Origin of the sequence: Komagataeibacter europaeus, from assembly GCF_002173515.1 — a bacterium.
Classification (GTDB): domain Bacteria; phylum Pseudomonadota; class Alphaproteobacteria; order Acetobacterales; family Acetobacteraceae; genus Komagataeibacter; species Komagataeibacter europaeus.
The window spans coordinates 1,491,622-1,517,066 of the sequence record NZ_CP021467.1; the positions used below are offsets into that span (position 1 = coordinate 1,491,622).

Consider the following 25,445-nt stretch of genomic DNA (forward strand, 5'->3'; position numbering starts at 1 on the left):
GATTACATGTTCAGTTCAGCCGGTCCGCATCGGCACGGGGGCCTGCGGTCCGGGAAATGTCTTGACCCGTGCCCGCCCGGTAGGCAGCCCACAGGTCCGGCCGACGCGCCTGCGTCACCGTCTCGGATGCCGCGCGTCGCCATTTCGCGATCGCGGCATGATGACCGGACAGCAGGACTTCGGGCACGTCGCGCCCGTCCCATTGTGCCGGCTTGGTATAAAGCGGATATTCAAGCAGACCGTCGGAAAAGCTTTCCTCGACCGCACTTTCGCCCGATCCCATCACGCCCGGCAGCAGCCGCACGCAGGCATCCAGCAGCACGGTCGCCGCCACTTCCCCGCCCGACAGGACATAATCCCCTATCGAGACCTGTTCAGCACCCGAGGCTTCGAGCACGCGCTCATCCACCCCTTCGTACCGCCCACACAGCACCACGACACCCGGACCCGCCGCATACCGGCGGATATCCGCCTGCATCAGACGCCGTCCACGTGGCGTGGGATAGACCAGCGGACGTCCCGCCAGGTCAATATCGGCTATGGCGCTCGCCACGACATCGGGGCGCATGACCATGCCGGCCCCGCCGCCAAACGGCGTATCATCCACGACCCGGTGCCGCCCCAGCCCGTATTCACGCATGTCGCGCGCATCCACGGACCAGATGCCCCGTTCCAGCGCCCGCCCGGCCAGCGAATGACCCAGCATGCCGGGAAACATGTCGGGAAACAGCGTCAGCGCCGTTGCCTGCCACGTCATGGCCCGTCCCCCTGCCCCGCCGTGCCGGGAAAGCATTCGACGGGAACCTCGATCTCATCAGGCTGGCAGATGGCGACCCATCCCGCGCCGACATTCACCACCGGCACGCAGGCTTCGGTGAATGGCAGCAGGATGTTTCTTCCATCCGCACCGTCAATTTCAAGGCTGGTGCCCGCGCCATAGTCATGGACCGCGGCCACACGGCCAACCACGCGGTCCGTGCCGTGTTCGCGCGCTTCCAGCCCGACCAGATCGGCGAAATAGAATTCGTCCTCATCGGGTTCGGGCAGGCTGGCGCGCGGCACGTACAGCTTGCGGTTGACCATCTGCTGGGCGGCTTCGCGGCTGTCGATGGCGTTGCCCGCCGCATCATGCAACCGGGCCACGCCATTGCCATGCCATGACAGCCGCCACGGGCGCCCCAGGTCATCGACCAGCCCGGCATAGGTGGCCAGGTCTTCCGCCACGGCGGTATAGCTGTGCACATGCACAAGCCCCCGCACGCCATGCGGACGACCCACCACACCCATCAGGACATGATCGCGGTTCATGGGATGACTGCCTGCCTTTCCTGCCTGTCTATCGCGCCAGCAGTCTTACGCTGCGGCTGCTTCAGCAGCGGCGGCGGCACGTTCCTGCGCACGCTTCTTGGGCGCGGACTTCTTCGGCTGCTCGTTCCAGGTCGGCTTCGGCGCCAGGCCTGCGTTACCCAGGAAGCGGGCCACGCGGTCGGTCGGCAGCGCGCCGTTGGATAGCCAGTGGGTGATGCGCTCGGCAACTAGACGCACGCGGTCGGCGTGGTCGGACGGCAGCATCGGGTTGTAGGAACCAACGCGCTCGATAAAGCGGCCATCACGCGGGGAACGGCTGTCAGCCACGACGATGTGGTAGTAGGGACGCTTCTTCGCACCGGCGCGGGCGAGACGGATCTTGAGGCTCATTTAAGACTTCTCCAGACAGAAAAAAGACAAAAGAAAAACGGAAACGACGTTATGGGATCAGCCGAAAGGCGGACGCCCGCCGCCACCGGGGGGGCGTCCCCCATTGGGCATGAGGGCGGACAGGCCCTGACGCATCAGGCCCTTTACCCCCAGTTTGCTGAACCGCTTCATCATGGAGGCCATCGCGTCGTACTGCTTGAGCAGACGGTTGATCTCCTGCACGGTCGTGCCTGACCCGGCGGCAATGCGCTTCTTGCGTGACGCCTTGATGATGGAGGGCGTGCGCCGCTCCTTGCGGGTCATGGATGAAATGATGGCCTGATGGCGCTTGAGGACGGAGGTATCAAGCTCCTTGTCCCCCAGCGCATCCTTCAGCTTGCCCATGCCGGGCAGCATGCCGAGGATACCGGAAATGGAACCCATCTTGTTGATCTGGCGGATCTGGGCCGCGTAGTCATCAAGATCGAACTTGCCCTGCATCATCTTGAGGGCAAGCTTCTCGCTTTCCTCATGATCCAGGGTATCGGCGGCCTTTTCCACCAGTCCGGCAATATCGCCCAGACCAAGGATACGGCCCGCGACACGCTCGGGGTGGAATTCCTCCAGCGCGTCCAGCTTCTCGCCCGAACCGGTCAGCTTGATCGGCGCGCCGGTAATGGCGCGCATGGACAGGGCGGCGCCACCGCGGGCATCACCATCCATGCGGGTCATGACAACGCCGGTCACACCCACCGCCTCGTTAAAGGCCTTGGCGGTGTTGACCGCGTCCTGCCCGGTCATGGCATCGACCACCAGCAGGGTTTCGGCAGGGCTGGTTTCGGCCCGGATCGCCCGGACCTCCTCCATCAGCGCCTCGTCAATCGACAGGCGGCCGGCCGTATCGAGGATGACGATGTCATACCCTTCCCGCCTGCCGGTATCCATCGCGCGCTGCGCGATCTGGACCGGGGTCTGCCCCGCGATGATCGGCAGCGACGCCACGCCCGCGCGTTCAGCCAGCTGCGCCAGCTGCAGCTGGGCCGCCGGGCGCTGGGTATCAAGGCTGGCCAGCAGCACCTTCTTGCGTTCACGCTGCGCCAGACGGCGCGCGATCTTGCCCGATGTCGTGGTCTTGCCCGAACCCTGCAGGCCGACCATCAGGATCGGCACCGGCGGGGCGGCGTTCAGGTTCAGCGGAACCGCGCCCGCGCCGCCCAGCGCGTCGATCAGCGCGTCATTGACGATCTTGGCGACGGCCTGACCGGGGGAGATGCTGTCCAGCACCTCGTGCCCCACGGCGCGTTCACGGACCTTGTTGACGAAATCCTTGACGACAGGCAGCGCCACGTCGGCGTCCAGCATGGCCAGACGCACTTCGCGCATGGCTTCCGTAACATCCGCTTCCGACAAGGCCCCGCGTTTGGCGAGGCCATCGAACACACCGGAAAGCTTGCCTGACAGGGTCTCGAACAAAGTATTTCCCCAAAAGAGGACGCGCCACTGCGCGAACCCTCGCGAAGTGACGTGCCTGATTGTTGGCCGGATTTATCCCCTGCCCCCCGCCATGTCAAGCATTACGGGGCCGCGCATAAAAAAACGGCTGCCCGACCATGCCGGGCAGCCGCCTTGACCCTCAGCCCGCCATGGGCGGGCGGGAGATCTTACTTCTTGGCATCTTCCGGTGCCGGGGGCGCCGTCAGCGCGCGCAGCTGCTCATGCAGGCTGGCGACCTTGTCCTGCGTCTCACGGATCTGGTTCAGCTGGTCCGTGGTCAGGATGTCATGGATGCGGATCGCGGTCTGCAGGCGGGCCGCCTCATGCAGCTGGTGGATCTGGGCAATCTGCTGCTGCAGGCCAACGATCTGGGATTCATCAACCTTGCCCGGCGTGGCCAGCAGGTCCTGGATCTGCTGGTGGAGCTTGTGCTCCTTATCCATGTCGGCACGGAAATCGGGATGGCTGTCCTGCAGGATGGCCTTCAGTTTCTTGTGCTGCGCGGAGGTCAGCTGCACATTGCCAAGGAACGGCATGCCGAACCCGCCGGGGCCACCCGGGCCACCGCAACCGCCCGGCGGCGGGGGAGGCGCATGATGCGCCGCAACGGCCTGACCGGAGAAACCTGCAGCCATACCGCCAACGATCGTGGCGGCCAGAATCATTTTCTTCATCATGGGAACCAAGTCTACTCCTGTTATAACGTATTTGCTACCCTGCATGGCTCAGGCCGGTCATGCAAGGCCTGTAAACGTAACGCTACAACACCCCATGTGTTCAGTGTGTGCAAACCTTGCTACAAAATGTAAGGTATGCAGGCCTAACCGAAACGGCCCGTGATGTAGTCCTGCGTGCGTTTTTCGCGCGGCGCGGTGAACATGCGGTCGGCGCTGTCCACTTCCACCACCTCCCCCATATAGAAAAAAGCCACCTGATCGGCACAGCGCGCGGCCTGCTGCAGGTTGTGGGTCACGATGGCGATGGTGAAATCGGTTTTCAGTTCATCCAGCAGTTCCTCGATCCGGGCGGTGGACACGGGATCAAGCGCGCTGGTCGGTTCATCAAGCAGCACCACTTCGGGCCGGGTGGCGATGGTGCGCGCGATGCACAGGCGCTGCTGCTGCCCGCCCGACAGCGCGGACGCCGAATCGTGCAGCCTGTCGCGCACTTCCGGCCACAGGGCGACGCGCCTGAGCACATCCTCCACCCGGGCATCCATGGCCGCGCGGTCAAGGCGTTCATGCAGCCGCACGCCAAAGGCGATGTTGTCATAGATCGACATGGGGAACGGCGTGGGCTTCTGGAACACCATGCCCACCCGCGCGCGCAGCACGTTCAGGTTCACCTTCGGGCCAAGGATGTTGCAGCCATCGAAAATGACTTCCCCCGTCGCGCGCTGCCCGGGATAGAGGTCATACATGCGGTTGAGCACGCGCAGCAGCGTGGACTTGCCACACCCGGACGGGCCGATCATGCCCGTCACCTGTCCCTGCGGGAAATCGATCGAGATATTCTTCAGCGCGTGGTTAGCACCGTAATAGAAATCAAGGTTACGCACCGAAATCGCGGCTGGCACCGGCTGTTTTTCCGCCACTGTCATATTCATTTCCTGTTACGTCCCAGCCCCAGCCGCACGGTTATGTTGATCATGAGGATACCCGCCGTAATCAGCAGCGCCCCGGTCCATGCCAGCGCGGTCCAGTCCTCGTACGCAGCGCCGGCATACTGGTAGATGGTCACCGGCAGGCTGGCCATGGGGGCCGCGGGGGATACCGACCAGTTCATGTTGCCAAGCGAGGTGAACAGCAGGGGCGCCGTCTCACCCGATACGCGGGCCAGCGCCAGCAGGATGCCCGTCGCCACCCCGTCGCGCGCGGCACGCAGGCAGACAAACAGGATGACCCGCCACCGTGGCGCGCCCAGCGCGATTGCCGCCTCACGCATGGACAGCGGCACGAGGCGCAGCATGTCTTCCGTGGTGCGCACCACGACCGGCACCACCAGCATGGACAGCGCCAGCGCCCCCGCCAGACCGGAAAAATGCCCTGTCGGCACCACCACGATCATGTAGATGAACAGCCCCACCAGAATGGACGGCGCGGACAGCAAAAGATCGGATATGAACCGGACCATGTTGATGAACCGGTTGTCGGTGGCCGTGAATTCCGCAAGGTAGATCCCGACCAGCAGCCCCACCGGCGCCCCGATCAGCACGGCCAGACCAGTCTGGATCAGGCTGCCGACAATGGCGTTGGCAAGGCCGCCCCCCTGCCCCGGCGGCAGGGTCACGTGCATGAAGGTGATCCAGCGCAGCCCCCCCACCCCGTTGCGCACCAGCACGAACAGGATGGAAAACAGCATGAGCAGCACAAGGACCGTGGCAGCCCAGCACAGCCCCGTCGCCACCCGGTCGACCATGCGCCTGCGCATGTCGGACAGGCCGTTGCCCTGCCACCGCGCGGATGCGCAGGGCGCGGTGGTGGCCTGCGTCACGTTATCCCGGCCCGCCATTTATCGGCCCGCCGCCCTGGTGCGCAGCAGCAGCCGCGAGCAGACCAGTGTTCCAAGTGAAATCAGCATGAGCAGGAAGCCCGCGGCCATGAGGGACGAAAATTTCAGGCTGCCCATCGCGCTTTCGGGAAATTCCAGCGCGATCAGCGATGCGATGGTGTTGCCGGGGGAAAACAGCGACCAGCCGATATGGTTGGCATTACCGATGACGAACGTGATCGCCATCGTCTCCCCCAGCGCGCGGCCCAGCCCCAGCATGATCCCGCCGACCACGGACGTGCGTGACCATGGCAGGATGATGCGGCGCACCACCTCCCACCGCGTCATGCCCAGCCCGTAGGCGCTTTCCTTCAGCACGGCGGGCATGGACAGGAACACGTCACGCATCACGGCGGAGATGAACGGCGTGATCATGACCGCCAGGATCATGCCCCCCGTCAGGAAGCCGGTGCCATAGGGCGCGCCACGGAACAGCGGGCCGATGCCGGGCACGCGTCCCAGCGTATGGCTGGCGAACGGTTCCACATAATGCGCCATGAACGGCACCAGCACCGCGAAGCCCCACATGCCGAAGATGATGGACGGCACCGCCGCCAGAAGCTGGATGAGCGTGCCGATGACACCGGCAATGCGCGCCGACGCGATTTCGGTCAGCCAGACCGCGATGCCAAAGGCCAGCGGCACCGCCAGCACAATGGCCAGCAGGGCCGTGACCAGCGTGCCGAACACGGGGGCGGCGGCGCCAAAATGCTGCGTTACGGGATTCCAGGCCTTGTCCACGATGAAGGCCGGGCCGAAGGTCGCGAACGCGCCCCGCGCGCCCCACGCCATGACGGCCACCATGCCCCCAAGCCCCAGCAGGATCAGGACGGCGGCGCAACGCACGATGGTGGCGAATACGGCATCACCGTTGCCCCTTGCCACCCCCGTCAGGGCCGAAGGGGATGTTGCAGACCGATCCATACAGAAGACCTCCGCGCCGCCACACGCTTCACTGTTCTCAACATTCGCGCCCGCGGACGCACCGGAATGCGGGGACCAATACTGGACGGAACGGCGGTTCTGCAACCGTCATGATCGCCCATGGCCCAAGTTTGCACCAGATCGTTGTATTTTTGTGCAATTCCGATGACCCGGACCGGTTATTCACGCACGCCCAGCAGCAGGTCACGCAGCACGCCACGCACGGCCTCGACCGACATGCGTTCCAGCACCAGTGCGTTGGGCTGCACGCCCGGCGGCCCCATGCGGCGCGCGACGGTCATGCCACGGGTAAATTCGCCACGGCATTCCACATCGACATGCGCCAGATGGCCGCTGAAAAGACCGGGGCCAAGCAGCGCCAGCAGCGGGGCCACCGCGCGCAGCGAAATATCCACCCCGCTGCCACGCGCGCCGCCGTTACGCGCGGCCACCAGTTCGGCATGCACCCTGCCCGCGACGGAAGCCGGGACGCGGCCCATCGGCTCAAGCTGTTCCATCCACACCGCATCCGCCGTCAGGCGCGCGGCGCAGTCCAGCGGCACAAGGGTCACCGGCACGCCCGCCGCCAGCACCACAGCCGCGGCTTCCGGGTCGGCCGCGATATTGCGTTCGGCCACGCTGGTGGCATCGCCATGCACGAAAAACGCGCCGCCATTCACAATCACCCCATGCAGGTGCGAAGCCATGTCGGGCGCCTGCACCAGGGCCAGGGCCAGCGTGGTCAGCGGGCCGGAACAGCATACACTCACGCTGTCCGCCGGACAGGCCCGCACCGCCCGCACCAGATGCAGCGCGCCCAGCCCATCCTGCCCCGCGGGCAGGTCATGCCCCACGTTCCCGGCCTGCACCATCGGGCCGGGACAGCCCGCGCACACGGCGACATCATCCAGCCCGTACCGGTGCAGCAGGTCACGCGCATGGGTCAGCGCCACTTCGACTTCGGCGGCCCTGCCGCTGAACAGCACCAGCACCGGGCGCACGTGGTCAGGCACCTGCAGCGCCGCCAGCAGGGTCGCCATTCCCTGCGCGCCGGGTGTCAGGTCAAGAATGATGGGGCGTGTCATTGGGCATCCATCCTGCATTGGGTTGCGCGATTAGCGGTGGTGGTGACGTGTTACAACAGTTCAGTCAACATCAGCATGCCGGGGCAGCCAGTACAGCGCACGCGCCAGCAACCGGTCCACGCCCCACCACAGCAGCACGGTCATGACCGCCAGCACCGCAAGTGCGGCAAACATGAGATCCGTCTGGAATCGGGTATTGGCCGTCTGCATCAGGAACCCGAGGCCGGACGACGCCCCGACCCATTCCCCCACGACGGCCCCGATCGGGGCAATGGCGGTGGCCATGCGCACGCCCGACGCAAAGGACGGCAGGGCCGCGGGCAGGCGCACATGCACCAGCACCCGCCACCGCGTGGCCCCCATGGTGCGGGCAAGGTCCATCCACCCCGGCTCGGTCTGGCGCAGGCCATCGCCAAGCGCCGACGTGACGGGAAAGAAAATGACCAGTACCGCCATGACCACCTTGGACGCCATGCCGAATCCGAACCACAGCACCAGCAGCGGCGCCAGCGCGAAAACCGGCACCGCCTGGCTGAGCAGCACCATGGGCATGACCCACCGCCGCAGCGGCGCGCAGACCGCCATGCCGATGGCCAGCGCGCCCCCCGCCCCGATTCCCAGCACAAGGCCCAGAACCGTCTCCTCCAGGGTGGTCAGGGCGGCGGGGGCCAGTTGCGCGCGCTGCGTCCACAGCGCACGCGCCACCGCATCGGGGCCGGGCAGCATATAGGGCGGCACATGCCCCCAGCGCGCAAGCGCGCCCCACACGGCCACCAGACCGGCCAGCGTGACAAGCGGGCGCAGCAGGCGCATGCCCCGTGCCGTGGCCTTGCCGGTCATTGCATCATCCGCCGCAGCAGCACGGACTGCGCCGCAAGCACGCCCGCGTCATCCACCGCGCGCGGCACGTCCCCCGCCGGGACGGCAATGCCGTCCAGCCGTGCGGGATGCCCGGCCATGAGCAGCATGTGATCCGCCAGACGGCAGGCTTCCAGCGGGTCATGGGTAATCAGCACCACGGTCCGGCCCGCCAGCATCCGGCCGGCCAGATCCTGCATGCGTGCCCGTGTCACACTGTCCAGTGCGGAAAAAGGTTCATCCATCAGCACGACCGGGCGGTCTTCATACAATACCCGCGCCAGCGCCACACGCTGCCGCATGCCCCCCGACAGCGTGGCCGGAAGGGCCGCCGCGTGCGATGACAGCCCGACACAATCCAGCAGGCGCCCTGCCCTGTCGCGGTCCAGCCGATCGCCACGCAGGCGCGCGCCCAGCATTACATTGTCCATGGCAGTCGCCCATGGCAGCAGCAGGTCCTGCTGCCCCATCCATGCGACCCGTCCGGCAAGGGGCAGCCCGTCCCCGGCCACGACACGCCCGTAATCAGGGGCGACCAGCCCACCCAGCATGCGCAGCAGCGATGTCTTGCCAACACCGCTGGCACCCAGCAGCACGGTCATGGTCCCGGCCCCGATACACAGGTCCAGATTACGGAAAAGCGGCGCGGCCCCGAAATCCAGCCCCACCCCTTCCAGATGGATGGCAGGGGGCGCGCGCATCATTTTCCACGCTTGGGATAGGGAATGCCCAGCGCGTCACGCGCCGAGGTGGCCATCTGGTCCACACGTTCGTTATTCACGTCGCCGGAATGGCCACGGACCCATTTCCACTCGATCTCGTGCTTTGCGCTGACATCCAGCAGCCGCCGCCACAGATCCATGTTCGCCACCGGGTCACCGGATGCATTGCGCCATTTGCGCCGCACCCAGCCCGTGCTCCACCGCGTGATGCCATTGCGCACATATTCGCTGTCGGTGTGCAGCACGACACGGCAGGGACGTTTCAGGGCCTCCAGCGCCTCGGCCGCGGCAGTCAGTTCCATGCGGTTGTTTGTGGTTTCCGCCTCGCCACCCGACAGTTCACGCTCCTGCCCGCGACAGCACAGCAATGCGCCCCAGCCACCGGGGCCGGGATTGGGCTTGCACCCGCCATCGGTCCAGATTTCCACCATGTCGGTGGCAGGTGCCACGTTTTCCACGGGGGCCATGTCCTCGTCCATCACAGGAAACCTTCATCCATGCGGGACGCGAAGAATTCCATGCGCGCCAGATAGTCCAGCGGGTCCTTGCGCGTCACCAGCGCATCCGGGGGCGTATTGATCCAGTCATACAGGCGGGTCAGCGTGAAACGGATGGCAGCACCCGTGGCAAGGGTGGCCAGGGCCGCGTCCTCCGCATCCTCCAGCGGGCGGACATGGCGGTAGGCTTCCACCATGGCGCGCGCACGGGTGGGCACGAAACGGCCCATGTCGTCAAAACACCATGCATTGACGGTAATGGCCAGGTCGTAGGCGTACCAGTCGGTGCAGGCGAAATAGAAATCAATGATGCCCGACAGTTTCCCGTCACGGAAAAAGACATTGTCGGGAAACAGGTCGGCATGGATCTGCCCACGCGGCAGGGACGGGTTGCCACCCGTGCCGGGCCATGCGGGCAGCACGCGCGCCAGCGTATCCGCGATCGCGCGTATCAGTCCGGGCCGGACTTCGTCCCCACGCGCCCGGCATGCCCGCAGCAGGTCGGTCCATGCCTGCGGCCCCATGGAATTGGGGCGTTCGGCCACGTACCCCTCGCCCAGCAGGTGCAGCCGCGCCAGCGCCCCGCCCACCTGCGCGCACATGTCCACATCCACCTGCCGCGACCAGCCGCCGGGCAGGAAGGTGGTGATGGCGGCGGGACGGCCGGACAGCGTGCGCAGCGTGCGCCCCTGCCGGTCGGCCACCGGCAGCGGGCACGACAGGCCATGCTGCGCCAGGTACTGCATAAGCCCCAGGAACCATGGCAGTTCATCGGGGTTCACCCGACGCTCATATAGCGTCAGGATGAAGGTGGCCTGTGTGGTCTTCAGCAGGAAGTTGCTGTTTTCCACACCTTCCGCAATGCCGTGGCAGGCGACGGGCCTGCCGATGTCATAGCCTTCCAGAAACGCAGCCAGCGCATCTTCCGGCACTTCGGTATAGACTGCCATGTGGGAATACGGTTCAGCCCAGTGGCGCCGGCAGGCGGAAGGCCACGTTTTCTTCCTTGACGGTAATTTCCTCGATCTCAAGCGTGAAACGCTTGGCAAGGGCCGCCACCATTTCCTGAACCAGCGATTCCGGCGCGGATGCCCCCGCCGTGATGCCCAGCGTCGCGACGCCATCCAGCGCCGACCAGTCCAGCGCGTTCAGGCGCGGCACCAGCAGCGCGCGCGGCGCGCCCGAACGCTCGGCCACCTCACGCAGGCGCTGCGAGTTGGACGAATTGGGCGAACCGATCACGATCACCAGGTCGCAGCCCGGTGCGATCGCCTTGACCGCTTCCTGCCGGTTGGTGGTGGCGTAGCAGATGTCCTCGCGCCGTGGCCCTTCGATCAGGGGGAAGCGGTCGCGCAGGATATCCACGATTTCCGCCGTGTCATCGACCGACAGCGTGGTCTGGGTAATGAAGGCCAGGCGCGAGGGATCGGCCGGCTGGACCGTGCGCGCTTCCTCGGCGTCGTTGATCAGGGTGACCGCGCCCGCGGGCAGCTGGCCCATCGTGCCGACCACTTCGGGGTGGCCCGCATGGCCGATCATCAGGATATGGCGGCTTTCGGGGCCACCATCGGCAAAGTGACGCTCGGCCTCACGGTGGACCTTGGACACCAGCGGGCACGTCGCATCCAGATACAGCAGGTTGCGGCGCATGGCCTCGGCCGGGACGGTCTTGGGCACGCCGTGGGCGGAAAAGACCACCTGCCCGTCGGCGGGAACCTCATCGAGTTCCTCGACAAAGATCGCGCCCTGGGCTTCCAGCGCCTCGACCACGGTGCGGTTATGGACGATCTCGTGCCGGACATAGACCGGCGCGCCATAGCGGCGGATGGCTTCTTCCACCACGCGGATGGCGCGATCGACGCCGGCGCAGAAACCGCGCGGCCCTGCCAGCAGTACTTTCAGGACACGGGGCGGGGCCTCGGTGGGGGCGGTATTATCGGGCGTATGAATCATCTGGTCGGGCATGGTGTTCCCCAAACATCCGGCGGGCGGTATAGGATACGGGCCGCGATCTGCTACAGTTCCGGCGCCGGTCTCCCGTGCGATGGTCCCGGCCCTACGCAAACCGCGGCAATGGCGCAAGCCATTTTCCCGTTGATCCTAACGTACTGTGCCATGTCTGTCCTCCCCCGTCGCCCTGCCGGTATTGCGCCGCACCCCGGCCATCCCCCGCGGGGCGGGCCTCTGTCCACACCTGACCTACCCGGAATACCCGCATGATTCCTGCCCTTGCGCTATCTCGCCTGTCGCGAAACGCCCTGAAAATCTGCATGCTGGGGGCCGTGCCCCTGCTGGCCGCCTGTTCCAGCGAATCCGATTCGATCGATTTCGCCCCGGCCTGTCCCGTGGTGGAAATCCCCGGTGAAGCCGCCGATTACTACCAGTATTCCGGCAACGACCATGACGTGACCCACCTGGTCGCGCGCGCCAGCCTGACCCGCGTGGTCGGATCGTGCGAGGCGGGACAGAAGCGCACCGTCATGACCAACATGAAAATCGGGCTGCATGTGGAACGTGGCCCGGCATCGAACGTGAATTTCGTCAACATCCCGTATTTTGTCGCCGTGGTGTTCAATGGCGAGATCAAGAGCAAGAAGGAATTCGTCGCCCACGTGTCGTTTGACAACGGGCGCATGCAGGACCTGACCCATACGCGCAACATCCCCATCACGCTGCCGGTGTCGCGCCATATCCACAGCGACCAGTACCATATCGAGATCGGCTTCCAGCTGACCAAGGCGCAGCTTGACTTCAACCGCGCGCATCTTGTCATGCCGACCTTCCACAAGATGTAAGGGGCCGTCTTGGCCAATCCTTCCCAGCCATCCGAACTGACATGGCGCGGCATCGTGATCGGTGCGCTGATCACCGTCGTCTTTACCGCGTCCAATGTCTATCTGGGGCTGCGGGTCGGGCTGACCATCGCCACCTCCATCCCCGCCGCCGTCATTTCCATGGCGGTGCTGCGGCTTCTGGGCGGGGGCACGATCCTTGAAAACAACCTGGTCCAGACGCAGGCTTCCGCCGCGGGCACGCTGTCATGCGTGTTCGCCAGCCTGCCTGCCCTGGTCATGGCCGGGGTGTGGCAGCATTTCCCCTTCGCGCTGACGGCGCTGCTGGTGGCGGCGGGCGGCATGACGGGGGTGCTGTTCACCATCCCGCTGCGCCGCGTCATGCTGGCGGACCCGGCCCTGCCCTTTCCCGAAGGGGTGGCGGCAGCCGAGATCCTGCGCGCGGGCGCCGCGCGGGAGGACCGTGCCGCCATCCGCGCCCTGATGCACGGCGGCGTGCTGGCGGCGGTCATGACCTTCGCCACCACCGGGCTGCGCGTGCTGGGGGATGGCATGACGGCGACTGCTGTCTGGGGCGTGTCGGCCTTCCGCCTGTCACTGGGGTTTTCGCCCGCGCTGCTGGGGGCGGGTTACCTGGTTGGACTGGAAGGGGGCATCGCGATGCTGACGGGGGCGGTGATGACATGGGAAATCATCGTGCCCGTCATGGCGCATGTCCAGCCCAACCCGGCAGGCCTGCCCGCAGGTGCGTTTGCCACCAGCCTATGGAAGGACAAGGCACGGTTCATTGGCGTGGGGCTGATCGGGATCGCCGCGATATGGACGGTGCTGCGCATGGGCCGCCCGCTGCTGGCCAGCGTGCGCGCCCTGCTGGAACGCACGCAGGGCGATACACATGCCGCCCGCACCGAAACCGACCTTTCCCCCCGCGCCATGCGCACCGTCGCCGGTATCGTGCTGATGGTGGTCGGGGGGCTGTTTTTCGTATTCGCGCATCCTTACGTGCCTGCCCTGTCCGCACTCGTGGCCGCGATCGCGGGGCTTGCGTGCTGCGCGGGCGTCGGGCTGTTCGTGGCGGCGGCGTGCGGGTACATGGCGGGGCTGGTGGGATCTTCGTCATCCCCCATTTCCGGCGTCATCATCCTGGCCGCGATGTGCCTGTCCTGCGTATTTGTCATGCTGCGGCTGCTGGGGCTGTTCGCGGGGGCGGACGGGCAGCATTTCGCCATCGGCTTCTGCCTGTATGTCCTGACCGCCATCACGGCATCGGCCGCGATCGCCAATGACAACCTGCAGGACCTGAAAACCGGCCGGCTGGTAGGCGCCACGCCATGGAAGCAGGAAGCCGTCCTGCTGATTGGCTGCCTGACCGGGGCGGTCATCATTCCGCCAGTGCTGAACGTGCTGTACCAGACCTATGGTTTCGTGGGGGCGATGCCGCGCGCGGGCATGGACGCGACCCATGCGCTGGCCGCCCCGCAGCCCGCGCTGCTGCTGCTGATCACATCGGGCATTTTCCTGCATCAGCTTGACTGGAACATGCTGCTGCTGGGCGTGGGAACCGGATGCCTGCTGATCGGGATCGATGCCGGGCTGCGCCGCACGGGACGGGGCGCGCTGCCACCGCTTGCGGTGGGGGTTGGCATCTACCTGCCCATGAGCGTTTCCCTCACCCTGGCCATTGGCGCGATCCTGGGCCATGTCATCACCCGCCTGACCGCGGGTGCGGGCAGTCATCAGGGCACCATGATTGCATCGGGCCTGATCGTGGGGGAAAGCCTGACGGGGGTGGTACTGGCCAGCCTGTCCGCGCTGAGCGGGCGCGACAGCCCGCTTTCACTGCTGCCCGCGGGCATGAATGCGCCCCTGGCCGACTGGGCGGGGCTGGGCGCGTTCTGTGCGCTGTGCGCGTGGTTCTGCGCCATGCAACTGCGGCGGAACCGGCGGTAGGCGCGTCAGATAATCGGGCATGGACGCAGGCAAGGTTTCCATGGCACCCTGCCCGGCATGTTGCGCCATTTTGACAGCCTTGATTTCCCACGCCCCACGCGCGACGCGCTCGGGCTGCGTTTTGGTCAGGTCTCGACCCTGCTGGACCAGGGCAACGTACCGGATGCCGCCCGCCTGTTTGATACGATCCGTCGCGATTACGAAAGCTGGTCCGCGCTGGTCGACCTGCGCTTCGCACAGGACACAACCAGCCCCGCCGCCCGCGCCGACCGTGATTATGCCGATGCCCTGACGCCGCATGTCACGGCGCATGAAGTCGCGCTGAAGCGCAGGCTGCTGGAATATCCCGACCCCACGGCGGTGGCGCAGGTGGTCACGCCCCATACGCTGGAACTGTGGCAGACCGACATCACCACCTTCGACCCCCGCATTGCCGATGCGCTGGAGGAAGAAGCCCGGCTGAGTGGCGAATACACCACCCTGCTGGCCAGTGCGCGGGTGGAAATTGACGGCACCCACGTCAACCTGTCCGGCCTTGCCCCCTATGCCGAAAGCACGGACCGCGCCACGCGCCACGCGGCCGAGCGGGCCAGATGGGCATTTTTCGAACAGAACGCCACACGGCTCGACACCCTGTTTGACCAGATGGTCCGCCTGCGTCACGGCATGGCGGAAACACTGGGCTATGACAGTTATATCCCGCTGGCGTACCGCCGCATGCGCCGGGTGGATTATGGCCCGGCAGACGTCGCGCGCTTTCGCGACGAGGTGCATGAACATGTCGTGCCACTGGTCCATGACATCCTGCGAAAGCGGTGCGGGACGATGGGATGGGACGTCCTGTATTCATGGGATGAACCGCTGATCGACCCGAAGGGCAATCCGCGCCCGGCGGGGGACCATGACGTGCTGCTGGCACGCGCGCAGACCATGTTTGACCGCATGGGCGGCGATCTGGGCGGATTTTTCGGGCGGATGCGCGATGGCGGCTATCTGGACCTGGTCAACCGGCCCGGCAAGGCGGGAGGCGGGTTCTGCACGTCCTTCCCCACGGTGGGCATGCCGTTCATCTTTGCCAATTTCAACGGCACGCAGCACGACATCAACGTTTTCACCCATGAAATGGGCCATGCCTACCAGAACTGGAAAAGCCGTGGGCTGCCTGCCGTTGACCTGCTGTGGCCGACCATGGACGGGGCCGAAATCAATTCCATGGCGCTGGAATTCCTGACATGGCCGCATATCGACCTGATGGTGGAGGCAGGACAGGGCGATCGCTTCCGGCAGATGCACCTGACCTCCTCCCTCTCCTTCCTGCCCTATGGGGTCTGCGTCGATCACTTCCAGACCGAGATCTATGCCAACCCGCACATGACACCGGCGGAACGCCATGCCACGTGGAAGCGACTGGAACAGCGCTACCTGCCGTGGCGCAACTATGGCGGCCTGTCGCATCCGGCCATGGGGGGACGGTGGCAGGCGCAGGGGCATATCTACCGCTCGCCCTTCTATTATATTGATTACGCGCTGGCGCTGTGCTGCGCGATGCAGTTCTGGATCCGCAGCCGTACGGACATGGATGGCGCATTGCAGGCCTATGTCGCGCTGTGCGCACAGGGTGGGGCGCAACCCTTTACCCGGCTGGTCCGTTCTGCAGGTCTGAAGTCGCCCTTCCAGCCGGGCACGCTGGCCGATGTGGTCCGCACGGCGCGCGATATCCTGAACGCCTGATCGCCTGATCGCCTGATCGCCTGATCGCCCATGCGGGCGTCACCTGCCCTTCATCATCAAGGGGAAGTCATGTCTTCCACCCCGCCCCCCACCATTACCCGGACCGTGTGCAAGACGCTGGCGGTGCTTGTGCTGACGGGCTTGTTCATGCTCAGCCTGCGCTTCAGCGCCGTCGTGGCGGGCACGGTGGACCGCATTGCCGGAACCGGCATGTGGCTGGCGCTATACCGTCTGGCCGGGGCGAATGACGCGACCGAGCAGGAACGGCTGATCGTCATGGCTGTAGCCCTTGTATGCTGCCTGCTGGCGATCGCGGTGGTGGAAGTGGCGGACAGGCTGATCAGCCGTCGCCACACCGCCTCATGACGGATCGCGCCGCCAGAAAAAGGTCAGTTCATGCTTGTTGTGCCACAGGTGCAGCACCCGGCCACCGGGAATGGCGGCAAAGGCATCTGCCGTGTCATGGTCGGTTTCACCCTGGAACTTGATGGTCATGACAATGCGGGCGGCGCGGCCTGAATCAATCCACCGCCGCGCCAGCGCCAGCAGGCGCGCGGGATAGGCGATGATATCGGAAAACAGCCAGTCCACGGGATCGCAACTGGCCGGATCCAGCCCGAACGCGCTTTCGTACCGGCACGTCACATTAGGCAGGCCCGCCACGTTTTCCGCCAGGGGCGAGCGGTCGATGGCGGTAACATGCGCCCCGCAACTGGCCGCAACCCATGTCCAGCCACCGGGACAGGCCCCAAGGTCAATGCAGGTTTCCCCGGCCACCGGCCACTGCCCCAGGCGCAGCAGGGCTTCCCACAGCTTGAGATAGGCGCGCGAGGGCGGATCGGTACGGTTTTCGACAAACGGGACCTCGCCATTCATGAAAGGCGAGGACTTGGTCCGCGACAGCAGCAGCCGGTCAGCCGAAAGCAGCGTCCATGCCCCCAGATGCGCATCCGGCCCGACGGCGGGAAAGGCAAAGGGTCTTGGCCGCAACGGCGGCAGCGCATCGGTGACCAGCGCGCTGCGCCGGTGCAGCGTTGGCGCATATCCCGCCCAGTTACGCTGGATCGCCCGCATGATCCGCGCCGCCCCCTTTATGGACGGGACCGCGTGTTCTTCCGGCGCATCCCATATGTCCAGCGCCCACAGGCAGGCCACCGGCGGCATGGCGGACAACGCCAGACGCCCGTGCCAGCACAGGTCGCCAGCACCCCGCCGGGCCAGTTCCTGTTCCATGACGGCTTCAAACCCCGGGGGCGCCAGATACGCGCTGCGTACTGTCCAGGGCGGTTGTGTACTGTCCGTTGCATTCATGAACGCATGACCCCGACGGCCAGAAGCAGCCACGCCAGCATGAGCATGCTGCCACCCGTGGGCGCGACCGGGCCGGGATGAATGCCCCAGAACGCGGTCAGCGCCACGCCCACGCTGAACAGAATGGTGCCCACTGCCATAAGGCAGCCGGACATGGAAACCAGCACCCTGCACCCCTGCTGGATCATCAGGACCGAAATGCCGATAATGGCCAGCGCGTGCCACATCTGCATCTGTATGGCCTGACGGGCCATGTCCCGCCCGCCTTCGGCAAAGAAACGGTCGGGCAGATGAGCGGTCAGTGCGCCCCCCATGACACCGGAAAACGCGGCCAGTGCCGCAAAACACAAGAGGAACCTGACAACAGTAGGCATTCGGGGTATCCGCAAAACAGGGTGACGACCCGCATCGGGCACGGGCGGGCACACCCTACTCCGCGCATGGGTCAATCGTATAGGTCACGCTGGCGGGAAGCTGTCGTGCCAGATGGCGGTATCATGAAATTCCATTCATACACGGGACCGGTTCCCACCGGCACAGTCAGGTCCCGGCATTGCGACGAAACTGAATTCGTTACTGCAGGAAACGAAAATGTTCCATACAAGGCGACATATCCATGAAATTTCCGGAAATTTTACAAAAAAAGACTAATATATTTGATTGTCATTTCATAAACTCATTTAATTTACACTATTTTTTATTATTATACATATATTATTATTTTACATGATTAATTATATATAGATGTATTTTAATTTTACTGATATCTACACGGATACACAGCAGTTTTTATTATCAACACCCTGTCCGGAACTGGTTACGCAAGACCTGCCCCATCCCGCATGGCCGCTTTGTATGGTCCGCCAAAACTGATAAAATGGCATGACATTCAGTAAAACCGCCTGGGTTTCACACGTTAGGAAGATGACAATATGAAACATTACGCAGTCTGGTTCCTTTTTGCGTCTGTCAGCCTTCTTCCTGCCGTCGCCATGGCCCGTCCCACGCCTGCGCCCGCCCCCGCGGCGGCAACCGCGGCGGCACCGACACTGCCGCCGCTGACGGAATCAGATTCCACCTTTGCCGAAAACGTTTCCGCGCTGAACACATTTGAAATGACCATTTCAAAAATGGCCACGACACAGGCCAAGCGCCCGAAAGTGCAGGAATTCGCTGAAAAATCGCTGAAAATGCACACAGCGAACCAGAAGACCCTGTCTGCCATGACGCTGAAGCACGGCCTGGAACTGCACAAGGACATGAGTTCGGACGAAGCCGAGGTCGCAGATGACCTGAAGACCCAGAACGGAACCAAATTCGACCGCACCTACCTTGACCTGCAGGCCCAGGCGGCAAGCGATGCGCTGGCCATGTTCCAGAACGAAGCGGAATCAGCCAGCGACCCGGACCTGAAGGCCTATGCATCCGCCACGGCGGACACGCTTCAGGCGCACCTGAACGAAGCCATGAAGCTTGGGGCCAGCAAGCCCACCCGATAACCGTTGCGACCGGATTTACATACAGGATCATTCATGACCATTCGCATCGACCGGATCGTGACGCGCGGCGGGGACAGGGGACAGACATCGCTGGGCAACGGGGAACGGGTTCCCAAGGATTCGGCGCGGATCGAGGCCCTTGGCGCGCTGGATGAAGCCAATGCCATCATCGGCCTGCTGCGCGGCACCCTGCCCACCGGCCGCAACGCCACGTTCATTGCATGGATACAGGGACTGCTGTTCGATATCGGCGGCGCGGTCTGCATGCCTGCCAGTCCGCCCCGCCCGCTTCCCCATGCGGCAGAAGCCCTTCAGGCCATGGAACAGGAAGTCGAACGCCTGCGCGCGGATATTCCGCCGCTACGCAGCTTCATCCTGCCCGGCGGCACGCCTGCCGCGGCCCACGCCCATCTGGCGCGCACCGTCGTGCGCCGGGCGGAACGAAGACTGGCCACGCTGGCGCGGCAGGACGATATCGGCACCGATATTCCCGCCTGCATGAACCGCCTGTCGGATTACCTGTTCGTGCTGGGGCGCCACCTTAATGACAACGGGGCGGCCGACCTGACATGGGCGCCCGCTTCCCCCCCGCCCGGCCTGAACTGAACGGGCGGGCGGATCCCCGCATCACGCAGGCAGGCCGGACAGATGCGCACTGGCCTGTTCCGCCAAGATATCCTGCGCTGCGTTGACATCCAGCGCCATGACGACTTCGTCATCCATGTCCGGCTCTTCCAATGTCGCGAACTGGCTGTCCAGCATCGCGACCGGCATGAAGTGGCCGGTCCGCTCCTTCAGGCGCGGCGCGATGTCTTCCCTGCTCCCCTTGAGATAGACAAAACAGACATCCTGACTGCCGCCGCCAATATGTTCGCGGTATTTCCGCTTCAGCGCGGAACAGGTCACGATCCCGCACTGGCCCGCATCGCCCCACTGCCGGACCTGCTGCGCGATACGGTCCAGCCACGGGGCGCGGTCTTCATCCGTCAGGGGGATGCCGCTGCTCATCTTGGCGATGTTATGCGCGGTATGCAGGTCATCACCCTCGATCACGGGCCACCCCAGGCGGTCGGCCATAAGCTGGGCCAGGGTGCTCTTGCCGCATCCCGAAACCCCCATGACAATCAGCACGCATGGTCGCTTACCGTGGCGCAGCCTGCGTGAAAGAGAAACCGAAACCGCCTGCTGGTTGATGTTACACATTCCGCATCCTGTCGGATATTATCACGAAAACCCATATTACATCTTATCTGGACCAACCTGCCCCCTGAACGCAAGCGTCCTGCGGCGTACGATCACGCACCGCCAGAATATAAGATGCTATTTTTATACACCAATTAGATGACGCATAAAAATATATGCAAAATTATATTTATATTTTTCTATTTATTATATTATGAAAATATTATTTTACTTATAAAATAACCTTAAATAATAAATAATATGTTATCAGCCCATATTATTCCTTATCCCCTTGCGCAAGTTGGCGGAAAAGAATTATATACTCAGTAAATCACCTAAAGACAGGCGCCATTGGTACACTGGCTGTAGGAATAGATTCCTAAATATAATTTCAGCCACACCGTTCATGGTGCATTGATTATCGAGAGTTCCGCTGTGTCATCATATAATGATTTTCTTTCCTTCCCGAAAGAAGAAGACCAGAACGCCCATCGGGAAGAAGTGAATGAATCCGCATTCCGACAGGCGCTTGAACGACTGGGCAAGGGCAAGCCCGCGCCGCGTGGCGCTGGCGGCACAAAGGCACCGGCACCCAAGGCCCGCCCGGCCCGTCAGGCCGATCCCACGCAGCGTCGGCGCAAATTCGTGCAGGATGGCGATGTCCGGGTTGAACATCACTCCCTGGCTACCGGGCGCGCCACGCCACGCGCCATTCATGCGCAGCAGGAAGACCGTGGTGAAATCGAACAGTTGCGCCACAAGGTGCAGTTCGAGCAGAAACTGCGCGAACAGGCTGAACTGCGCCTGTCGGAAGCGCAGGCACAGATCCGTTCCCTGACCACACGCATTGGCCATGCCGATGTCATCGCGGCGGAACACAAGGGAAAACTGGCAGCGCAGGATACGGAATTACTGGCCGTGCGTGCGGATCTGTACAATGCCCGTGAAGAAAACGACCAGTTGCGTGAAGAACTGGCACGCCTGAAATCAAGACAGCGTACGGCAGATCCCCGCCCCGCACCGACACAGGCCACCACCCCGCAGGACGGGACGCCGGCGGACGAACCCGAACCCGTCAAGTGGTGGCTGCGCTAGGCGCTGGCGGCGCACCTGCATGACTCCGGAACCCCCGCGACATAATCCGGCGGCCCGACAACGTCAGGTTGGACTTGTCATTGTCGCGACCTGTACTTCGGCCAGCCTGGCCATCATGGTCCTGCTGCCACTGGTCAGCGGGCTGGTAAACCTGCTGCGCGATATACTGGGCGTGCTGATCCTGCCCTTTTCGTTCATGTTCGGGCTGGGCGGCGCAGATGGCCAGTCGCCTGCCCTGTTACGCCTGCTGTCGGACATGGGCGTGCAGACACAGGCCCACCCGTTGCGGCTGGGCGGGGCGGCCATACTGGAACTGCTCGCCGTGTTCCTGTTTGTCATTGCCGAACGGCTGGGCGGTCGCACGGGCTACATGGCGGCCTGCGCCGCATCCGCCGGGGCGATTGGCCTGTCGGGACTGCCACTGGCCATGCCGCTGCTGCCCGCCATCGTGACGGAGGGGGTCTTCCTGCTCTGCCCCCCTCCCCCGATCCGGACTGATCGCGCGCCCGTCACGGGCGTCAGTTCAGCCCATCGACAAAGCGTGCGATCCGTGCGCAGCTTTCCTTCAGGATATCGTCACTGGTGGCATAGGACAGCCGCAGGTAAGGCCCCTGCCCGAAGGCCGAGCCATGCACGACCGCCACATGCTGTTCCGCCAGCAGGGCAATGGCGAAATCCTGATCCGTTTCCAGCCGGTGGCCACCAGCCGAAACACGCCCCATGCATCCCGCAATCCCCGGATAGGCATAGAACGCCCCATGCGGCATGGCGCAGGTCAGCCCCGGTATGGCCCGCAATGTGGACACCACCATTTCACGCCTGCGGGCATAGACTGCGCACATCTGGGCGATAATATCCGCCGGACCATCCAGCGCCGCCGCCGCCGCCGCCTGGCTTATGGAACAGATACCTGACGTGGCGCTACCCTGTATGGCCGTCATGGCGCGGATCAGGGGCGTGGGACCACCCACATATCCCACCCGCCAGCCCGTCATGGCATAGGCCTTGGACACGCCATTCAGCGTCAGGATGCGCCCCTTGAGATCGGGCGCCACGGCGGCAAGGGAATGATGCCGCAATCCGTCATACAGCAGGTGTTCGTAAATCTCGTCCGACAGGATATGGACGTGCGGATGGCGGCGCAGCACCTCGGCCACGGCCTCCAGGTCAGCCTGCCCCATCGTCCCGCCGGTCGGGTTGTTGGGAAAGTTGAGGACAAGCCATTTGGTGCGCGGCGTAACGGCCGCCTCCAGCGCCCGTGCCGTCAGGCGGAAGCCATCGGCTTCGTGACAGTCGGCATAGACCGGGGTGCCACCGAACATCTGCACGATCAGCGGATAGCTGACCCAGTACGGACGGGGAATAACGACCTCATCCCCCGGCTGCACCGTGGCCATGAACGCGTTGAAAATGACCTGCTTGCCGCCATTGGACACCATGATTTCGGCTGGCGCGTACTCCAGTCCGTTCTCACGCGCGAACTTGCGCGCGATGGCCGCCTTCAGCGCGGGCGTGCCATCAACGGGCGGATATTTTGTCTGCCCGTCCAGTGCCGCGCGGTGCGCTGCCTCGATCACGGCGGCGGGGGTGGCGAAATCAGGTTCCCCCAGGGCGAGGGAGAGTACCTTCTCCCCCTTCGCACGCAGGTTGCGCGCGCGCTGGGCCATGGCAATGGTGGCTGGTACCGTCAGGCGGTCCATCCGCTGCGCAAACAGCGGATGGGTCCGGTCAGCATCCCTGTCCATATCCCTTACCGCAGCCCGGCGCAGAAACGCTGGATGCGCAGGCAGGCTTCCTTCAGGCTTTCGGTATCGGTGGCATAGGAAATGCGGAAATGGCCGGCGAACATGAACGCGCTGCCATGCACGGCGGCCACGCCTTCCTCATCCAGCAATGCGGTGACGAAGGCCTCATCCGTGTCGATCAGCGTGCCACCCGCGCTGGTTCTGCCCAGACAGCCGACGAGTGACGGAAAGACATAGAACGCCCCTTCCGGCACCGGGCAGTGCAGGCCCGCGGCCTCGTTCAGCATGCCCACCACAAGGTCACGCCGCGCCTGATAGGTGCTGACCATGGTGCCGATGAAGTCCTGCGGGCCGGTCAGGGCTTCCACCGCCGCCGCCTGGCTGATCGAACACGGGCCGGATGTGGACTGGCTCTGCAGTTTGTTCATCGCGCGCGTCATCTGCACGGGGGCCGCGGAATAGCCGATGCGCCAGCCGGTCATGGCATAGGCCTTCGACACGCCGTTCATGGTCACCGTACGGTCGCGCAGGCGGGGTTCCACCTCCACCACCGTCGGCGCACGGAAGCCGTCATAGACCAGCTTGTTATAGATATCGTCCGTCAGGATCCACACATCGGGGTGGCGCAGCAGCACGTCACACAGGCCCCGCATTTCCTCGGCGGAATAGGCGGCGCCCGTCGGGTTGTTGGGGGAGTTGAGCAGCAGCCAGCGCGTGCGCGGGGTGATCGCGGCCTCCAGATCGGCAGGCTGCAGCTTGAAGCCGTTTTCCGCGCTGCACGGCACGATGACCGGCGTGCCTTCGGCCAGCGAGACGATATCGGGATACGACACCCAGCATGGCGCGGGGATGATGGCCTCATCCCCCGGATTGATGGTCGCGACCATGGCGTTATAGATGATCTGCTTGCCACCGTTGGAAACGATCACCTCGTCCCAGGTATAGTCCAGGCCGCTATCGGCGCGGAAGCGTTCGGCAATCGCGCGGCGCAGGGCCGGGGTGCCGGCGACATCGGTATATTTTGTCTCACCCGCCGCGATGGCCTGCATGGCCGCCTTCTTGATCGTGTCCGGGGTGTCGAAATCCGGCTCACCGGCGGAAAGGCTGATAATGTCCTTTCCCGCCGCCTTGAGCGCACGCGCCTTGGTTGAGATGGCGATCGTCTGGCTGGGGCTGATCCGGTCCAGCCGGGCGGCGGTAAGATCCATGATATCAAGATCCATCAACAGTGAAAGACAGACCGGCACGCGGCCGGGTAACGGGCGCGTAGCCTAGTGCGAAGACGCGGCGGTGGAAACAGCAGATATGTGATCGGGCATGCCTGCGGCAGCGCATACCTGTCGCGGCGTCATGCCCGCCGCGCGCATGGCGCGGATGGAGACCGCGCCATCACGCTTGGCCAGCCTCCGGCCCGTGTCGTCACATAACAGGGGATGGTGGCTGTAACACGGCGCGGGCCAGCCCATGACATGCTGCAGCAGGCGATGCAGCGCGGTGGCGGCCATAAGGTCCTCGCCCCTTGTCACAAGGTTTACGCCCTGCAGCGCGTCATCATGCGTGACGCACAGGTGATAGGACGCGGGCACATCCTTGCGGGCCAGTACCACGTCGCCAAACAGCCGCGGCTGACACGGGCGCGGACCGTGGCCAAGTTCATGCCATGTCAGGTCCCGCGCACCGGGCAGGCGCAGCGTGGCCGCCATGTCCAGCCGCAGCGCATGGGGCACGCCCGCCGCCAGCATGTCCGCCCGCAACGCGGGATCCATGTGCCTGCACGTGCCGGGATAGACCAGCGTGCCGTCGGGGGCGTGATGGGGGGCGCTTGCGGCTTCGGCAATGTCGCGCCGGGTGCAGAAACATGGATACAGCAGGCCACGCGCCTGCAGGCTGTCCAGCACGCGGCGGTAGTCGGCCATGTGCTGCGATTGCCTGCGCACCGGCTGTGGCCATGACAGGCCAAGCCAGGCCAGGTCCGTGTATAGGTCGGCAATGAATTCGGGGCGGCAGCGGACCGTGTCTATGTCTTCCACGCGCAGCAGGAAGACCCCACCCGACTCCACAGCCATCCGCCAGCCCCGCAGGGCTGATGCGACATGGCCAAGATGCAGGTGCCCGGTGGGGCTTGGGGCAAAACGGGTCGTGAACGCCATTATCGAATTAAAACAGCAGGATACCTGAAAACACCGTCATTTTCCTGCTTTCCTCCGTGCATGAAGGGCATCTGGACGCCCCGTGAGCATGACTTGCCACGCCATGCGGGGTCTGCAATAGATTCCTGCAGTTATCTGACGACGACGCACAACGCAGGCGTTCGCTTCGCTACAGGATACGCC

General features: G+C 64.3%; 29 protein-coding genes. 7 read left to right on the plus strand and 22 right to left on the minus strand.

Annotation, left to right across the window (positions count from 1 at the left end):
* Window positions 1-10 precede the first annotated feature (10 nt).
* The 14 genes from trmD to ispH form a co-directional block, all read right to left on the minus strand.
* A complete protein-coding gene (gene trmD, locus S101446_RS06870; protein WP_010506458.1) occupies window positions 11-757 on the minus strand; it encodes a tRNA (guanosine(37)-N1)-methyltransferase TrmD in 747 nt (248 codons plus the stop codon).
* Window positions 754-1,308 carry a ribosome maturation factor RimM gene (rimM, locus tag S101446_RS06875; RefSeq protein WP_019084453.1) on the minus strand — a complete coding sequence of 185 codons (555 nt, stop codon included), beginning with the start codon at window positions 1,306-1,308 and terminating at the stop codon, window positions 754-756. The genes trmD and rimM overlap by 4 nt, the downstream gene beginning before the upstream one ends.
* A 45-nt stretch (window positions 1,309-1,353) precedes the next feature.
* Window positions 1,354-1,698 (minus strand): 30S ribosomal protein S16, encoded by a 345-nt coding sequence (rpsP, locus tag S101446_RS06880; protein WP_010506467.1) that lies wholly within the window; start codon window positions 1,696-1,698, stop codon window positions 1,354-1,356.
* A 57-nt stretch (window positions 1,699-1,755) separates the two neighbouring features.
* Entirely contained in the window at window positions 1,756-3,150 is a 1,395-nt protein-coding gene (gene ffh, locus S101446_RS06885; protein WP_010506469.1) for a signal recognition particle protein, read from the minus strand.
* Window positions 3,151-3,338: 188 nt separating this feature from the next.
* On the minus strand, window positions 3,339-3,848 hold the full coding sequence (locus tag S101446_RS06890; RefSeq protein WP_010506471.1) for a Spy/CpxP family protein refolding chaperone: 510 nt from the start codon (window positions 3,846-3,848) through the stop codon (window positions 3,339-3,341).
* A 143-nt stretch (window positions 3,849-3,991) separates the two neighbouring features.
* Complete coding sequence (gene pstB, locus S101446_RS06895) at window positions 3,992-4,777, minus strand: phosphate ABC transporter ATP-binding protein PstB (protein WP_019084455.1); 786 nt, start codon at window positions 4,775-4,777, stop codon at window positions 3,992-3,994.
* On the minus strand, window positions 4,774-5,682 hold the full coding sequence (pstA, locus tag S101446_RS06900; RefSeq protein ID WP_087607978.1) for a phosphate ABC transporter permease PstA: 909 nt from the start codon (window positions 5,680-5,682) through the stop codon (window positions 4,774-4,776). Before pstA ends, pstB begins: the two co-directional genes overlap by 4 nt.
* A complete protein-coding gene (gene pstC / locus S101446_RS06905) occupies window positions 5,683-6,645 on the minus strand; it encodes a phosphate ABC transporter permease subunit PstC (protein WP_010506476.1) in 963 nt (320 codons plus the stop codon).
* A 179-nt stretch (window positions 6,646-6,824) separates the two neighbouring features.
* Complete coding sequence (locus S101446_RS06910) at window positions 6,825-7,730, minus strand: nucleoside hydrolase (protein WP_087607979.1); 906 nt, start codon at window positions 7,728-7,730, stop codon at window positions 6,825-6,827.
* Between the two features lie 60 nt (window positions 7,731-7,790).
* On the minus strand, window positions 7,791-8,570 hold the full coding sequence (locus S101446_RS06915; protein ID WP_019090370.1) for an ABC transporter permease: 780 nt from the start codon (window positions 8,568-8,570) through the stop codon (window positions 7,791-7,793).
* Window positions 8,567-9,292 carry an ABC transporter ATP-binding protein gene (locus S101446_RS06920; protein ID WP_087607980.1) on the minus strand — a complete coding sequence of 242 codons (726 nt, stop codon included), beginning with the start codon at window positions 9,290-9,292 and terminating at the stop codon, window positions 8,567-8,569. The genes S101446_RS06915 and S101446_RS06920 overlap by 4 nt, the downstream gene beginning before the upstream one ends.
* Window positions 9,289-9,789 carry a ribonuclease HI gene (gene rnhA, locus S101446_RS06925; protein ID WP_019090372.1) on the minus strand — a complete coding sequence of 167 codons (501 nt, stop codon included), beginning with the start codon at window positions 9,787-9,789 and terminating at the stop codon, window positions 9,289-9,291. The genes S101446_RS06920 and rnhA overlap by 4 nt, the downstream gene beginning before the upstream one ends.
* Entirely contained in the window at window positions 9,789-10,757 is a 969-nt protein-coding gene (locus tag S101446_RS06930) for a homoserine kinase (protein ID WP_010506485.1), read from the minus strand. The genes rnhA and S101446_RS06930 overlap by 1 nt, the downstream gene beginning before the upstream one ends.
* A gap of 13 nt (window positions 10,758-10,770) precedes the next feature.
* Window positions 10,771-11,760 carry a 4-hydroxy-3-methylbut-2-enyl diphosphate reductase gene (gene ispH / locus S101446_RS06935; protein WP_085949323.1) on the minus strand — a complete coding sequence of 330 codons (990 nt, stop codon included), beginning with the start codon at window positions 11,758-11,760 and terminating at the stop codon, window positions 10,771-10,773.
* 263 nt (window positions 11,761-12,023) lie between these two features.
* Between ispH and S101446_RS06940 the strand changes: the two genes are divergently transcribed.
* The 4 genes from S101446_RS06940 to S101446_RS06955 all read left to right on the plus strand — a co-directional run bounded on the left by S101446_RS06940 (window position 12,024) and on the right by S101446_RS06955 (window position 16,646).
* On the plus strand, window positions 12,024-12,602 hold the full coding sequence (locus tag S101446_RS06940) for a hypothetical protein (RefSeq protein WP_010506490.1): 579 nt from the start codon (window positions 12,024-12,026) through the stop codon (window positions 12,600-12,602).
* Between the two features lie 9 nt (window positions 12,603-12,611).
* A complete protein-coding gene (locus S101446_RS06945; protein WP_087607981.1) occupies window positions 12,612-14,549 on the plus strand; it encodes an OPT family oligopeptide transporter in 1,938 nt (645 codons plus the stop codon).
* Window positions 14,550-14,606: 57 nt separating this feature from the next.
* Entirely contained in the window at window positions 14,607-16,280 is a 1,674-nt protein-coding gene (locus S101446_RS06950; protein WP_087607982.1) for a M3 family oligoendopeptidase, read from the plus strand.
* A 69-nt stretch (window positions 16,281-16,349) separates the two neighbouring features.
* Complete coding sequence (locus S101446_RS06955; protein WP_087607983.1) at window positions 16,350-16,646, plus strand: hypothetical protein; 297 nt, start codon at window positions 16,350-16,352, stop codon at window positions 16,644-16,646.
* On the opposite strand, the gene S101446_RS06960 is transcribed toward S101446_RS06955, so the two are convergent.
* A complete protein-coding gene (locus S101446_RS06960; protein ID WP_010506497.1) occupies window positions 16,641-17,591 on the minus strand; it encodes an SAM-dependent methyltransferase in 951 nt (316 codons plus the stop codon). The two genes, S101446_RS06955 and S101446_RS06960, sit on opposite strands and share 6 nt — an antisense overlap.
* Entirely contained in the window at window positions 17,588-17,965 is a 378-nt protein-coding gene (locus S101446_RS06965) for a DUF423 domain-containing protein (protein WP_039794055.1), read from the minus strand. The genes S101446_RS06960 and S101446_RS06965 overlap by 4 nt, the downstream gene beginning before the upstream one ends.
* 558 nt (window positions 17,966-18,523) lie before the next feature.
* On the opposite strand from S101446_RS06965, the gene S101446_RS06970 reads away from it, so the two are divergent.
* Together S101446_RS06970 and S101446_RS06975 are read left to right on the plus strand one after the other, a co-directional pair.
* Window positions 18,524-19,090, plus strand: a complete 567-nt coding sequence (locus S101446_RS06970) for a DUF4142 domain-containing protein (RefSeq protein WP_087607984.1) — start codon at window positions 18,524-18,526, stop codon at window positions 19,088-19,090.
* Window positions 19,091-19,123: 33 nt separating this feature from the next.
* Window positions 19,124-19,696: a cob(I)yrinic acid a,c-diamide adenosyltransferase gene (locus S101446_RS06975; RefSeq protein ID WP_053322777.1), complete on the plus strand. Its 573-nt coding sequence runs from the start codon at window positions 19,124-19,126 to the stop codon at window positions 19,694-19,696.
* Between the two features lie 21 nt (window positions 19,697-19,717).
* Here S101446_RS06975 and S101446_RS06980 read toward each other — a convergent pair whose 3' ends face one another.
* Window positions 19,718-20,293: a gluconokinase gene (locus tag S101446_RS06980; RefSeq protein WP_087607985.1), complete on the minus strand. Its 576-nt coding sequence runs from the start codon at window positions 20,291-20,293 to the stop codon at window positions 19,718-19,720.
* Between the two features lie 414 nt (window positions 20,294-20,707).
* Here S101446_RS06980 and S101446_RS06985 point away from each other — a divergent pair, with 414 nt between their 5' ends.
* Window positions 20,708-21,367, plus strand: a complete 660-nt coding sequence (locus S101446_RS06985) for a hypothetical protein (protein WP_010506506.1) — start codon at window positions 20,708-20,710, stop codon at window positions 21,365-21,367.
* Between the two features lie 63 nt (window positions 21,368-21,430).
* Here S101446_RS06985 and S101446_RS18200 read toward each other — a convergent pair whose 3' ends face one another.
* The 5 genes from S101446_RS18200 to gluQRS form a co-directional block, all read right to left on the minus strand.
* Entirely contained in the window at window positions 21,431-21,673 is a 243-nt protein-coding gene (locus S101446_RS18200) for a hypothetical protein (RefSeq protein ID WP_208620560.1), read from the minus strand.
* Between the two features lie 60 nt (window positions 21,674-21,733).
* Window positions 21,734-21,880, minus strand: coding sequence for a hypothetical protein (locus tag S101446_RS18205; protein WP_208620561.1), 147 nt, complete (start codon window positions 21,878-21,880; stop codon window positions 21,734-21,736).
* Between the two features lie 5 nt (window positions 21,881-21,885).
* Window positions 21,886-23,112: a pyridoxal phosphate-dependent aminotransferase gene (locus S101446_RS06995; RefSeq protein WP_087607986.1), complete on the minus strand. Its 1,227-nt coding sequence runs from the start codon at window positions 23,110-23,112 to the stop codon at window positions 21,886-21,888.
* Between the two features lie 5 nt (window positions 23,113-23,117).
* On the minus strand, window positions 23,118-24,320 hold the full coding sequence (locus tag S101446_RS07000) for a pyridoxal phosphate-dependent aminotransferase (RefSeq protein WP_010506509.1): 1,203 nt from the start codon (window positions 24,318-24,320) through the stop codon (window positions 23,118-23,120).
* Between the two features lie 63 nt (window positions 24,321-24,383).
* On the minus strand, window positions 24,384-25,262 hold the full coding sequence (gene gluQRS, locus S101446_RS07005) for a tRNA glutamyl-Q(34) synthetase GluQRS (protein WP_087607987.1): 879 nt from the start codon (window positions 25,260-25,262) through the stop codon (window positions 24,384-24,386).
* Window positions 25,263-25,445 lie beyond the last annotated feature (183 nt).